The organism is Listeria goaensis (assembly GCF_900186125.1).
GTDB lineage: Bacteria > Bacillota > Bacilli > Lactobacillales > Listeriaceae > Listeria > Listeria goaensis.
The window spans coordinates 47,718-61,922 of the sequence record NZ_FYBQ01000004.1; the positions used below are offsets into that span (position 1 = coordinate 47,718).

General features: G+C 40.2%; 13 protein-coding genes. All 13 read right to left on the bottom strand.

What is annotated here, in order from left to right:
• Positions 1–15: 15 nt before the first annotated feature.
• The 13 genes from CFT42_RS06525 to CFT42_RS06590 all read right to left on the bottom strand — a co-directional run bounded on the left by CFT42_RS06525 (position 16) and on the right by CFT42_RS06590 (position 14,163).
• On the bottom strand, positions 16–771 hold the full coding sequence (locus tag CFT42_RS06525; protein WP_088815751.1) for a carbonic anhydrase: 756 nt from the start codon (positions 769–771) through the stop codon (positions 16–18).
• Positions 772–1,049: 278 nt separating this feature from the next.
• A complete protein-coding gene (locus CFT42_RS06530) occupies positions 1,050–1,652 on the bottom strand; it encodes an SGNH/GDSL hydrolase family protein (RefSeq protein WP_088815752.1) in 603 nt (200 codons plus the stop codon).
• A 61-nt stretch (positions 1,653–1,713) separates the two neighbouring features.
• Positions 1,714–2,457, bottom strand: coding sequence for an alpha/beta hydrolase (locus CFT42_RS06535; RefSeq protein ID WP_088809785.1), 744 nt, complete (start codon positions 2,455–2,457; stop codon positions 1,714–1,716).
• Between the two features lie 225 nt (positions 2,458–2,682).
• Positions 2,683–3,975, bottom strand: coding sequence for a phosphopyruvate hydratase (eno, locus tag CFT42_RS06540; protein ID WP_088809784.1), 1,293 nt, complete (start codon positions 3,973–3,975; stop codon positions 2,683–2,685).
• Positions 3,976–4,536: 561 nt separating this feature from the next.
• Entirely contained in the window at positions 4,537–6,069 is a 1,533-nt protein-coding gene (gene gpmI / locus CFT42_RS06545) for a 2,3-bisphosphoglycerate-independent phosphoglycerate mutase (protein ID WP_088809783.1), read from the bottom strand.
• A 1-nt stretch (position 6,070) separates the two neighbouring features.
• Positions 6,071–6,826, bottom strand: a complete 756-nt coding sequence (tpiA, locus tag CFT42_RS14960; RefSeq protein WP_088809782.1) for a triose-phosphate isomerase — start codon at positions 6,824–6,826, stop codon at positions 6,071–6,073.
• Between the two features lie 33 nt (positions 6,827–6,859).
• On the bottom strand, positions 6,860–8,050 hold the full coding sequence (locus CFT42_RS14965; protein ID WP_088815753.1) for a phosphoglycerate kinase: 1,191 nt from the start codon (positions 8,048–8,050) through the stop codon (positions 6,860–6,862).
• A gap of 140 nt (positions 8,051–8,190) precedes the next feature.
• Entirely contained in the window at positions 8,191–9,201 is a 1,011-nt protein-coding gene (gene gap, locus CFT42_RS06560; protein ID WP_088815754.1) for a type I glyceraldehyde-3-phosphate dehydrogenase, read from the bottom strand.
• Between the two features lie 35 nt (positions 9,202–9,236).
• A complete protein-coding gene (locus CFT42_RS06565; RefSeq protein WP_088809779.1) occupies positions 9,237–10,283 on the bottom strand; it encodes a sugar-binding transcriptional regulator in 1,047 nt (348 codons plus the stop codon).
• Positions 10,284–10,692: 409 nt separating this feature from the next.
• Positions 10,693–12,036 carry an RNA polymerase factor sigma-54 gene (gene rpoN, locus CFT42_RS06570; protein ID WP_088815755.1) on the bottom strand — a complete coding sequence of 448 codons (1,344 nt, stop codon included), beginning with the start codon at positions 12,034–12,036 and terminating at the stop codon, positions 10,693–10,695.
• Positions 12,037–12,539: 503 nt separating this feature from the next.
• Positions 12,540–13,466, bottom strand: a complete 927-nt coding sequence (locus CFT42_RS06580) for a dipeptidase (protein ID WP_088809776.1) — start codon at positions 13,464–13,466, stop codon at positions 12,540–12,542.
• A 16-nt stretch (positions 13,467–13,482) separates the two neighbouring features.
• Complete coding sequence (locus CFT42_RS06585) at positions 13,483–13,866, bottom strand: hypothetical protein (RefSeq protein WP_088815757.1); 384 nt, start codon at positions 13,864–13,866, stop codon at positions 13,483–13,485.
• Positions 13,867–13,932: 66 nt separating this feature from the next.
• Positions 13,933–14,163 (bottom strand): hypothetical protein, encoded by a 231-nt coding sequence (locus CFT42_RS06590; RefSeq protein WP_088809774.1) that lies wholly within the window; start codon positions 14,161–14,163, stop codon positions 13,933–13,935.
• Positions 14,164–14,205: the final 42 nt, after the last annotated feature.

Consider the following 14,205-nt stretch of genomic DNA (forward strand, 5'->3'; position numbering starts at 1 on the left):
AGCTGCCTTTTCCTTCTATTCTTTATGTTCTAACACTGTACGACCGTTAAGCTTTTGAATTTCCCTATTGTTTGCATCATAATATCGGTCAAACTCCTTAATTTGTTCACTTGAAACTTCTACGGGATTTGCCATCACATACCATTCCACATTTTCTGAAAGAGGAGGAGTTGTAAGCGATCCTAAATAATGATAGTAACTTTTATTTTCTGGAAGCATACTTGCCACATTAATCGTATCTCCAACTTTTACTTTTTCACCTTTTTTAATATTCGCAAGCACCGTATTAAAACCTGCGTTTTCCTTACCCTCTTTAAAGAACACACCAATTACGGCGATTCGTCCATCTTGCGACTGGTTGACAAAATGCGCTTCAATCGGATAATGCTCCCCATTCAGCGTGTGCTCACTTTTTGCGTGGAAATGGAACTGACTAAGTTCAAAGTTACGCCCGTTAATCTTCGCCGTACCCGTATCATCAACTTGAATGCTATGCCCGTTATCCACCTCATCTACTACAGCATCTGAATAATCAAGCTCAATTTCTCCAGAATCTTTCATCGGCTCGGTTTTAGCAGTTTCAATATTAATTGGTGACTGCGAATCCCCAGACTCAAATTTCCAATCCTTTTGATTTTTATAATCGATATGGTCACTTGATTCTTTCTTCACCACTTTTTCGCTCGCTTTTGGCTCTGTATCATTCGAACAACCCGTAAGAAACGCCACGGCCACAAGCATTGTAGCTGGAACTAACAACATTTTTTTCATTTAATTAACCTCCGTAATATTTAATCAACCTAATTAACATACCAATAATGACACCTAAATGCTGTAGACAAATTGTGACGTTTTTCACAAAAAATGAGACTTTTAGCGCCGAATATACACAAAAAAAACACCCGCTTTAATAAACGGGTGCTCCTGTCTTTACGAGACATAATGCGGTTTTCTGCGGGTCTCCACAAACCCATAAATGCAGAAAACACTCGGCAGCTAAAAATCACGCTGCATAAGGCTCATCGCATGACCTTTAATATAGCATTTTTTTATTTTTTTGTAAAGCTAGCAAAAGACGAACACCAAGCTTCCGCAATCAACTCGTGTCCTCTTTTTGTCGGGTGAACCCCGTCAGGCGCAATTTCAGCATATCCTTGCGCGATCCCCGCTGCGTTTAACATCCCATCAAGCGGCACATACAACGCCCCGTACTCATCAGCAAGCTCCCGCACAGCATGAATTTTCGGATCCAAGTCAGCCCGCCAGTCTTTCCTATCCGCCGGAATTGGCAATACAAACGGCTCCATTAAAATTAGCTTCGCCTCCGTATTTTGAGTAGCGTCCTCCAAAACATCTGCATACACCGCTTTGAACGCGCTAGTCGAAGTATCCCGCCATTCCGAAAAGCTCCGCCAAGTATCGTTAACCCCAATTAAAATCGACAAATAATCCGGCGCAAGCCTAATTGCGTCTTGTTGCCAGCGCGCACGCATATCCGTCGTTAAATCACCAGAAACACCACGATTAATCACCCGAAATTCAGGCAGCATTCGCGAAATCATGGCCACATAACCCTCGCCTAAACTCCCACTATCCGCGCGATTCCGTCCCGCATCCGTAATACTGTCACCTTGAAAAAGTATCGTTTTCATAAAACTCCTCCTAATTTATAAAAAAACACCAACAAGTAGGTGCTCGTCAGTGTTCATCACATCATACAACTTTTTCTTCCAACCAGTTTAAATCATCCAAGAAGTAAAGCAAATCTTCTTCTAAAATATCACGTTCACAGTCGTTCACAATATCGTGACCACTTCCTTGATAAAAACAAAGTTGTTTTTCCGCCGTATGAATATTTTTGAAAATATAATTCGCGTTATCCGCGTCAATTTCCTCATCTTGGCAACCTTGCCCAATCATTGTTGGCACATGGATTTTTTCAATATTATCCGCCACAAATTTATAAAAATCAGAACGTGCGTCTGCCATCTTTTTAATTTCCGGTTCATAGCTTTTTAGCATCGCTTCCGCAGACGCCGCTTCAAAACCTTCTTTTGCAAGTTGTTTTAGCAAATATTTCTCTACTGGAATATAGCGCATTTTGCGATTAACGTTCGCACATAAAGGTACAATCGCTTTCGGTGAAAATGATTCCGCCATTTTAAGCGCAAACACGCCACCCATCGCAACACCAATAATCGCAATTTCATGGTATCCTTCTTTTTCCAAAAACTTATACCCAGAAACAGCATCTTCGTACCACATTTCAGGCGTCGTTTTCAAGAATAACGCTGGCTCATCTCCGTGTCCACGGAAATTCGGAGCATACACCGTATACTCATTTTCAGCTAAATATTCTCCTAAACTTTTGACATCTTCTGTAGTCCCTGCAAAGCCATGCAAGAGTAAAACAGCACGATTTCCCGCTTTTAACATAAAGCTACGATCCGCACTCATTTTTCAGCAGTCCTCCTACCCTTAAAATAAAGGTTTTGTGAATTACAATAGACCTATCATAACGCGAAGTTTGGCAACTGTCAACCCTAAAAATCAACTGCTTTTTCCTAACTAAAACAAAGTTAAAAATCCCACAAAACACCCCCTTCCCCGCCTAAAATCCCCCAATAAAAAAAGCCCGGCGAGCCATGCGTTTCCGCATCGCTCACCGAGCTCAGAATTCAATTATTTTTTCAAGTTGTAGAATGCTTTAAGACCACGGTATTCCGCAAGATCTTGAAGGTTATCTTCAATACGTAATAATTGGTTGTATTTCGCAACACGGTCAGTACGAACTGGCGCACCAGTTTTAATTTGACCAGCATTTGTTGCAACTGCGATATCAGCAATTGTGGAGTCTTCAGTTTCACCAGAACGGTGAGAAACAACTGCAGTGTATCCAGCTTGTTTAGCCATTTCAATCGCATCTAAAGTTTCAGTTAAAGTACCAATTTGGTTAACTTTGATAAGGATAGAGTTCGCGATACCTTTTTCGATCCCTTGCTCTAATTTTTCAGTGTTTGTTACGAATAAATCGTCACCAACTAATTGTACTTTAGAACCAATACGTTCTGTAAGAAGTTTGAAACCATCCCAGTCGTTTTCATCTAAGCCATCTTCAATAGAGATGATAGGGTATTTGTTAATCATTTCTTCATACCAAGCTACCATTTCTTCAGAAGTACGTGTTACGCCTTCACCTTTAAGTTCATATTTACCAGATTCACGGTTATAGAACTCAGAAGATGCAGCATCCATTGCAATACGAACTTGTTCGCCTGGTTTGTAACCAGCAGCTTCAATTGCTTCGATAATCGCTTCAATTGCTTCTTCATTAGATTCTAAGTTTGGCGCGAAACCACCTTCATCACCAACACCAGTGTTAAGACCTTTACCTTTAAGAACACCTTTAAGCGCGTGCACAATTTCAGCACCCATACGTAAAGCTTCTTTAAAGTTAGCAGCACCTACTGGCATAACCATAAATTCTTGAATATCAACATTGTTATCAGCATGTTCGCCGCCGTTTAAAATGTTCATCATTGGAACTGGAAGAACTTTCGCGTTCGTTCCACCAATGTATTCGTATAAATGTACGCCTAATTCGTCAGCAGCAGCACGAGCAGCAGCTAAAGAAACACCAAGGATAGCATTAGCGCCTAATTTACCTTTGTTCGGTGTACCATCTAAGTCGATCATCGCTTTATCAATACCAATTTGATCAGTAACATCAAAACCGATAATTTTATCAGAAATAATATCATTTACGTTTTCAACAGCTTTCAAAACACCTTTACCAAGGTAACGACCTTTATCGCCATCACGTAATTCTACAGCTTCGTATTCACCAGTAGACGCACCACTTGGAACAAGCGCACGACCAAAAGCACCAGCTTCTGTATAAACTTCTACCTCAACAGTTGGATTACCACGAGAATCAAGAACTTCGCGAGCATATACTTCAGTAATAATAGACATTAATATCTTCTCCTTTGTTGGGACTCTTCGAACAAAGTGAGTTAGAGTCCCAATATGCATGTGAGCAAAGCGAACATGTAATCCTCAAAAGACTCTTCGAACAAAGTGCCTTCCAAAATCACAATCCTCAAAAGCCCTTCGAACAAAGTACCTTCCAAAATCACAATCCCCAAAAGCCCCTTCGAACAAAGTGCCCCTTCCAGAACCACAATCCTCAAAAGCCCCTTCGAACAAAGTACCTTCCAAAATCACAATCCTCAAAAGCCCCTTCGAACAAAGTACCTTCCAAAATCACAATCCTCAAAAGCCCCTTCGAACAAAGTACCTTCCAAAATCACAATCCCCAAAAGCCCCTTCGAACAAAGTGCCTTCCAAAATCACAATCCCCAAAAGCCCCTTCGAACAAAGTGCCCTTTCCAGAACCACAATCCCCAAAAGCCCCTTCGAACAAAGCAACTCCACCACACACATATTGGTATTCTCTCAACTCGTCCAATCCCACATTTTAAATTACATTTTTATTGTAGCTTTGTTTTAGTAAAAACAAAAGTAAAAACTGTTTTATTTCTCAATTAAACTTTCACCAGTCATTTCAACTGGCTTTTCTACGCCTAATAAATCAAGCATAGTTGGTGCCACATCCGCCAAACGGCCGTCAGCGCGTAATGTTGCACCTTTTTTCGTTACGATGACCGGAACCGGAACTGTCGTATGCGCAGTATGCGGTTTTCCTTCTGGAGTCGACATCGTTTCAGAGTTTCCGTGATCCGCGAAAATAACAGCAGAACCACCTTTTTCTAAAATTAAATCAACTACACGACCTAGATTTTCATCCACCGCTTCAATCGCTTTAATTGTTGGCTCAAGCATACCAGAGTGACCAACCATGTCCGGATTCGCGAAGTTTAAAATAATCGCATCGTGCTTGTCGTCTTTAATATCTTGAACAAGTGCGTCTGTTACTTCATAAGCACTCATCTCTGGTTTTAAATCATAAGTTTCAACTTTTGGCGAGTTGATTAAAATCCGATTTTCGCCTGGAAATTCTTCATTTCTTCCGCCATTCATAAAGAATGTAACATGTGGGTATTTTTCCGTTTCAGCAATTCGCAGTTGCGATAACCCGGCATCAGATAATACTTCCCCAATTACGTTTTTCATTTCAATTGGCTCGAAAGCTACTTCAGCGTCAATACTTGGATTATACAAAGTCATCGTCACAAATTTCACGTTTTTAGGATGTTTCTCCCCACGTTCAAAATGTTCCCATTCTTTGTCTGTAAAGGCATTTGAAAGTTGGATAGCACGGTCTGGACGGAAGTTAAAGAAGATGACTGCATCATTATCTTTCACCGTCGCAGTAGCTTCACCGTCTTTCGCAATAATTGCCGGCACAACAAATTCGTCGTTTTTCCCATTTTCATAAGAAGTTTCAACTAATTTAATTGGATCCGCAAATTTTTCACCTTCACCGTACACAAGCGCTTTATAGGCTTTATCAACACGTTCCCAGCGCTTGTCGCGATCCATCGCGTAGAAGCGTCCAGATACAGTCGCAATCTCACCATATCCAAGTTTTTGAATAGCTGTTTGAAGTTCTTTTAAATACTCAACAGCAGACTGTGGCGCCACGTCACGACCATCTAGGAAAGCGTGGATATATGTGTTTGGAACACCTTTCGCTTTCGCTGTTTCAAGTAGTGCAACAAGATGGTTAATGTGACTATGAACACCACCGTCAGAAAGCAAACCGAACAAATGCAAATCGGAATTGTTTTCCTTCGTATGATTAAATGCGTTGTTAATGGCTTTATTTTCTTGGAACTCGCCTTCCGCAATTGCTTTATCAATACGTGTTAGGCTTTGATATACGATACGACCTGCACCGATATTTGTATGCCCTACTTCTGAGTTACCCATTTGTCCATCTGGAAGACCGACATCAAGACCCGAAGCTTTTAACGTACTATGCGGAAATTCAGCCCAGTAACGGTCGAAATTTGGTTTATTTGCTTGTGCAACAGCATTTCCAACTGTTTCAGCACGTTGTCCAAATCCGTCCAAGATAATAATCGCTACAGGAGATTTACTCATTTTATTTTACTGCCTCCAATAAAGCTAAGAAAGATTTAGGTTCTAAGCTTGCGCCCCCTACAAGAGCGCCATCAATATCTGATTCTGCCATGTATTCAGCAATATTTTCTGGTTTTACACTTCCGCCGTATTGAATGCGAACCGCTTCTGCCGCTTCTTTAGAAACAGCGTCAGCAATTTCCGCGCGGATAACCGCACAAGTTTCGTTTGCATCTTTACTTGTAGAAGATTTACCAGTACCGATTGCCCAGATTGGCTCATAAGCAATAACTGTTTTCTTCACTTGTTCTTCAGTAAGCCCTGCAATAGCAGAACGAATTTGACCACGAACCCAAGTTTCAGTTTGACCAGCTTCACGTTGGTCAAGTGTTTCACCACAGCAAATGATTGGTGTCATGCCACGTTTGAAAATCGCATGTGCTTTTTTATTAATATCTTCATCTGTTTCATGGAAATACTCACGACGTTCAGAGTGACCGATAATCACATAAGATACACCAAGATCAGCAAGTGCAAACGGACTTGTTTCTCCAGTGAATGCACCTTCATCTTCTGAATAGCAGTTTTGAGCAGAAATTTGCAAATCAGTTCCTTCCGCTAAACGAGTTAAGTCACGAAGGAATAAAGCTGGGGAAGCGACTACAGAATCAACCGCGCTTTTAGCTGGCACTTTCCCTTTCACTTCTTCTACAAATTCTGCAGCTTTAGCCGCTGTTTTGTTCATTTTCCAGTTTCCAGCAATAATTGGTTTACGCATGAAAAACATCCTTTCGAACTAAAAAATTTGTTTTTATTTATCGCTAATAGATGCAACGCCTGGTAGTTCTTTACCTTCTAGATATTCTAGAGAAGCACCGCCGCCAGTTGAAATGTGCGTGAACTTGTCAGCAAATCCAAGTTGCATAGCTGCAGCTGCCGAGTCACCACCACCAATAATTGTTGTTGCATCTTTTAAGTTTGCGATAGCTTCACAAACACCAATTGTACCTTTTGCAAAATTGCTCATTTCGAAAACGCCCATTGGACCATTCCAAATAACTGTTTTCGCTCCTTCAAGCTCTTTCGCAAATAGTTCGATTGCTTTTTCGCCGATGTCAAGTCCTTCTTCGTCAGCAGGAATAGCATCAGATGCAACTGTGTGGAAAGGAACATCATTGCTGAACTCTTTCGCTACAACAGTATCAATTGGAAGAACAAGTTTATCACCAGCTTCTTCCATTAAACGTTTTGCAAGATCCACTTTATCCGCTTCAAGAAGAGAAATACCGACTTCATAGCCTTTTGCTTTCATGAATGTATAAGCCATACCGCCACCAATTAAAAGTTTGTCTGCTACTTTTAATAAGTTTTCGATAACGCCAATTTTATCGGATACTTTCGCGCCACCTAAAATTGCTACAAGTGGGCGATCTGGGTTTTCAACAACCCCACCGATAAATTTAATTTCTTTTTCCATTAAGAAACCAGCTGCAGAATCTAAGTTAGAAGCAATTCCAACGTTAGAAGCGTGCGCACGGTGAGCTGTACCAAAAGCATCGTTTACGAATACATCGCCTAAAGATGCCCAGTATTTGCCAAGCTCAGGGTCGTTGCCGCTTTCTTTTTTACCTTCAACGTCCTCAAAACGCGTATTTTCAAATAAAAGAACGTCTCCGTCTTTCATATTAGAAATAGCAGTTTCAAGTTCAGCGCCGCGTGTTACAGGAACAAATTTCACTTCTTTGCCAAGTAATTCGCTTAAACGTTCAGCAACCGGGCGAAGGGATTTGTCTTTTTTATCTTCTTCAGTTTTCACTTTTCCAAGATGGGAGAATAAAATTGCTTTTCCGCCTTCTTGTCCAATATATTTAATAGTTGGAAGAGCAGCTACAATACGATTATCGTTTGTGATTTTGCCGTCCTTCATTGGCACGTTAAAGTCAACGCGAACAAGTACTTTTTTGTCTTTTAAGTCTAAATCAGTCACTACTTTTTTAGCCATTTGGATTCCTCCTGATAATAACAAAATACACAGTCGCTCGTGTAGTTTGAGTTTGTAACATAAAACTAAATAACTTCAGAAAACAAGCGGAAACAAATACATGTCTCCGCCTATTCGTTTAAAACTTATTTAATTCAGGCTTATTTTGCAATTTTAGCGAAGTATTCTAAAGTACGAACTAATTGAGCAGTGTAGCTCATTTCGTTGTCATACCAAGAAACAGTTTTAACTAATTGTTTGTCGCCAACGGACATAACTTTAGTTTGAGTTTCATCGAATAAAGAACCGTAAGTGATACCTTTAATATCAGAAGATACGATTTGGTCAGCAGTGTAACCAAATGTTTCTGGATCGCTTGCAGCTTTCATTGCAGCATTTACTTCGTCAACTGTTACTTGTTTGTCTAAAACTGTTACAAGTTCAGTAAGGGAACCAGTTGGAACTGGAACACGTTGAGCAGCTCCGTCTAATTTACCTTTAAGGCTTGGTAATACTTCACCGATTGCTTTAGCAGCACCAGTAGAGTTAGGAACGATGTTTTCAGCCGCTGCACGAGCACGACGGAAGTCACCTTTAGGGTGTGGACCATCAAGAGTCATTTGGTCACCAGTGTAAGCATGGATTGTAGTCATAAGACCTTCAACAATACCAAAGTTGTCGTCTAAAGCTTTAGCCATTGGAGCTAAGCAGTTAGTTGTACAACTTGCACCAGAGATAACTGTTTCAGTTCCGTCAAGTGTTTCATGGTTAACATTATAAACGATAGTTTTCATGTTACCAGTTGCTGGAGCAGAGATAACAACTTTTTTAGCCCCTGCTTTTAAGTGTAATTCAGCTTTTTCTTGTATTGTGAAGAAACCAGTACATTCAAGAACGATTTCTACACCTAAGTCGCCCCATGGTAATTCTTCAGGGTTACGGTTAGCTAAAACTTTAACTTCTTTTCCGTTAACTTTAAAGAAACCATCGTGTACTTCAACATCTTTACCGAAAGTACCTTGTGTTGTGTCATATTTTAAAAGGTGTGCTAACATTTTAGCATCTGTAAGGTCATTGATTGCTACTACTTCAATTCCTTCTACTTCTTGAATACGACGGAATGCTAAGCGTCCAATACGTCCAAAACCATTAATACCAACTTTAACTGTCATGAGTTATTTCCTCCTTGAAAATAAGTGAAATTTTTTTATTTCAAATGGGTTTTACTCCCATTTAAAAGCATATTTGCTGCTCCTTCGTCCGTGACTAAAATCGTATTTTTCGGAGCGCTTTTCATATACGATTTAATTGCTTTCGCCTTTGAAGTCCCACCAGCAACAACAATGATGTGCGGGATTTTGGCTAAATCTTCAAATTGCAGGCCGAATGTAGAAACTTTATGTACGACTTCACCTTGCTCATTGAAATAATAACCAAATGCTTCGCCAACTGCCTCAAGACGTGTAATCTTATCGATAACTTCATCACTTGTATGGCGGCGTTTCGCCATCGTAAGCGCGTCACCGATACCATGAACGATTGCGTTTGCCGATTGCACCAAGCGCAAACCTTCTTGAATCGCAGGTTCTTTCATAAGAGATTGATAAGCTTCTTCACCTAACTGTTCTGGCACGTATAGAACACGGTGTTTAGTACCTGTTTTTGTTGCGATGCGGTCGCAAATGGTGTTGGCTTGATTATCTAAATCTTCGCCGATTCCACCTCGCCCAGGAACGAAAAGCAACTCTCGCCCTTTAGCAAAATCGCTTGGCATTGTATCTGCAAAGGTTGCCATTGTAGAACCACCCATGACAGCTACAACATTGCGTTTTTCAACTAATGCTAAATCAAGTTGTTTTACAGCAACACGACCCATTTCCTCGCGTACCCACGGCGTAATATCACTATCTCCCTGCACGACTAAACATTTCTTTATTTGTAAAAGCTCCGCCAGTCTATTTTCTGCAGAATGTAAACCAGATAGTTGATTCATTATGCTTTCGAGATCACGAAAAACAATGAGCCCTTCTTTTGTCACAGTCATTCCTGATGATGCAATATCAATCAGTCCTTGCGCTTTCAAAAATTCAACTTCGCCGCGAAGAACGCGTTCACTCATGCCGAGCATTCCTGCTAGAGTCCGCCTGCCAACAGGCTCTGCAAAATAAATGGAACGAAGTATTTGATAGCGTTTTTGCATGACCGCTAAAACGTCGGGTAATAGCTTTTGTTGAATGTTAATTAAATCTGACATTTTAATTGCTCCTCGCTTTTGGACACCATTCGACCCGCATAGTCATCAAGCGTCCCGTTGAAACTAAAAAAAGTGGAGATAAAGGTTTCTAAGTTTTCGACTGGATGAATTTTTCAAATCATACGTCTTTCTCTTTTTCTTACCTTCTCTCGCTCTACGTGCATTATGATGAAGCTTTATCATTCCTTTATTACCCTACAACATTTATTTTAACAGCCTTTTGGAATTTCTTCAAGTAATAAGTGGGACATTTATGAAAAAGCAATCATTTTTTTACAAAAGGAAAATATTTCATTTTACTTAGAGCTTCTTATGACTAGCTTCATTTGAAATAGCGCCCTTGCCATGTTTCCATAAAAAAAGACAAATTTCGTCCCATCATTTTTAAAACTGGGACAAAATTCGTCTATCATTCATCAAATCGTTTTCTTTTAGAAGAAGATGGAATTCGCAGTTCTGTCCGATATTTGGCAATCGCCCTACGCGAAACTTCAATCCCTTTTTCTGCAAGCAAATCAACAATTTTCTGATCTGAAAGTGGTTTTCGCTTGTCTTCTTCTTTTACAAAGTCAAGAATCAACTGTTTAATACTCGCGCTTGAAACATCTCCTGTATCCGTTGCCGTTTCCTTCTTCTTTTGTAAACCGGACGCAAAAAAGGACTTTAGTTCAAACACACCTTGGCTTGTTTCAATATATTTCCCGTTCACAGCTCGACTAACCGTTGATTCATGGACGCCAATTTCTTCAGCGATTTCTTTAAGGGTTAGCGGCTCTAGATGGGCATTTTCTAAAAAGTGAGCTTTCTGGTGGGCAACAATTGCTTTGCCGACACGTTTTAATGTATCCTCGCGCTGCTCCATGCCTTTCATAAGCCAGTCATACTCGCCAGTTTTGTCTTTCAAAAAGTTCAGCACATCTTTTTCCTTCGTGTCGCGCATCATTTTATAGTAGTTCTCTTGGAATCTAATTTGTGGAATGAATTGTTTCGCCACTGAAACGAACAGCTCCTGTCCAACTTGTTGCAAAATCAAATCCGGGACAACGTACTGCACGCGTTCCGTTTCAAATTCGGACCCTGGCTTAGGATTTAACGTCTGCACAAAATCAGAAACTTGCTGAATCTCTGAAAGCGGGACATCAAGCGCGCTCGCGATGCTCTTCCACTTTTTCTCCGCAAAAGCAGTAAAATGTTCTGAAATCACATCGTACGCAATATACGGCGCGTCTATCGAACGATCAATCTGCAACAAAATGCACTCCTTCGCGTCACGCGCACCCACACCAGCCGGCTCTAGGCTTTGTAAAACTTCAAGACCCGCGAGCACATCCGCTTCGCTCATCAAAAGCCCGCTCGCAATCGTTTCAATGTCCGTCACTAAATAACCGGCATCATTCAAACTTTCCACAAGATACAGCAAAACAATTTTTTCCTTGTAGCTTAATTTCATAAGCGCGATTTGATTCTTCAAAAAATCAGGCAGCGTTTCCTTGCTGTCCGCAATTTGTTCCAACCAGTCATTATCCGTATCATAATTTTTTTTGCGCTTCGTATAACTGTAGTCTGTTGCAACATCAATGCCAGCGACCACTTCAATTAGAGGGTTTTCCAGAGCTTTATCTTCCAAAAAAGTCGTTAAGTCAGCCGTTGTAAATTGTAGCATTGCAATAGATTGGGAAAGTTGCTGCGTCATCGCAAGCTTCATCGATTGTTTTTGTTGCTGCTTTTGCACATAATTGGATTCAAATCTCATGTCAAAACCTCCTTTTCATCTATTATTATAACACGGGATTAAAACACCGTTAAAAGACAAAGTTTTCAAAAAATAACTTTGACGCGTTTGCCTGAATCACTTATACTTAAAATAACAAAAGAGGGCTTCATGGAAATACAACTAAAGTCAATTAAGCATACACTATACTTTCGACTTCTTTTCATCCTTGTATTACTTAGTCCATGGATTTTCGGCTTCAGTCAGAAGCAAGGCCAGCTAGCCATTCTATTCATGGCCAGTGTTTATTGCGCTTCAAAAGCTTTAAAAAGTCTACTTTTAATTTTAAACCCTGATGAAAGTACGGCAAAACAAAAAATCTCTACGTTAGAATTTATTATCTATACCGCTTTCATCATCTATATTTTCATCTTATTTTGCACTAAATTTTTAACAATTTAAAGTATAAATCCAGCAATACTGCCATTTGTGAAAATGGGGTTACTGGATTTATACTTATTTTTTGTCGCTGTCTGGCCGCTTCTTTATCGCGGTAAATGATTCATGAAATTTTTATAAGCAAAACCTTCCACGTCTTCTTCGGAAAAATGTTGCCGTAATACTTCGATAAAATCTTGATATTGCCCAGCATGTTCAAGTCCTTTTACATGCGAAGGAATCCCATCAAAATCCGAACCAAATCCAATATTGCGAATGCCGCCTAGTTCAGCAATGTGCTCAATATGGCGCACGATATCTTCCATTTCTGCAGTGCCGCTATTCGTTGTGAAAAGCGGGTGGAAAACTACGTGAATCATCGCATCGTGCGCAATCATCGCTTTCAATTGGTCATCATCTAAATTACGAACATGTGAACAAATTGCTTTTGCGTTTGAATGGCTCGCAATTGGGAATTCCGAAGCGTCCATTGCATCCCAAAAACTTTTGACGCTTAAATGCGAAACGTCCGTAAAAACTTTTCGTTCATTTAAACGCCGAATGATTCCCTTCCCAAATTGCGTGAGCCCCGCCCCGCGCGGTTCAAGAATACCATCTGCCGCTAAATTCGCATTGTTCCATGTTAGTCCCACCGAAAGCACACCGTTATCTAGCACTTGCTCCAAGCGATCTAAATCCTGACCAATCGGCTCCACCCCTTCTAATGTTAATGCCGCCGCAATTTTCCCATCAGGCAAAGTTTCCAAATCCGTCCATTTTTTGAGCGGTTTTATTATGCCGTCACGATGCAAAACGTGTTGCTTGAAAATATTTCCTTGCTCCACCGTTTTTTTCCACTTTTGCTCAACAGGCACTTCCGGATCTAAAAAAATGGCAAATCCCTGCAAAAAAATATCTCCCGCAAGCAGGCGCTCAAAATTCACATCCAGCTCCGCATCGTCCTGAAACGTCATGCGCCCCTTGGCTTTTTGCAATTTATAAAGAACATCACAGTGCATATCAACAATTTTCATGATTAAAATCCTCCCTCTAAAATAGCGCTTGTCCCTCGAGACTCAAAAGTTTCTGTACCGTGCTTTGATGCCACTTCCGCCCAATAACCCGCTTACTAACTAAATATTTGCCTTCCTCAAGCTTCCCATCTTCCGTGAGCGCTTGAATTTCCAGTTCATAAACAAGCGTTTTTTTACGCATTTCAATTTTATGTAACTGGGACTTCTCTAGAAAATGCATTTCTGCTTCACCTAATTTAAATTGAAAGGTGAACATGCCAACGTTTGTAAAAGCCAAGATAAGTGTATGACGCGTTCGCATTGTTGGACCAGCATACATGAAATGTATCTCAGAAATCGAAAGCGCGTTTTCTTTCGCGTAGCTAAAAAGCTCATTTTCAAGCCTATCTTTCAAACCCATTTAATCACCTTTTCTCATTAATAGTTCCATTATAAACGGGATTTTTAAAGAAGGATAGGAAAATCTTCATTTTACTATCGAACAAGTTATAATTTGCTTTAAAAGCAATGTTTTCAGCTGTTCATTTTCGTCATACAATTCCACGATTTCTTCCCGCATATCAATAAAACTTGGAAAAAGCGCTAAGTCAACATGCTTCAACCGGATGCAAACCGCCTTTTTCAAATTCATTGCATTTAATAAAGTAAAGATGATTTCATTTTTCATCATTTTCTCCTGTTCAAATAAACTATACATTTCGTCGCCACCTATTTTATTTCTTACAACCATTATAAGAAC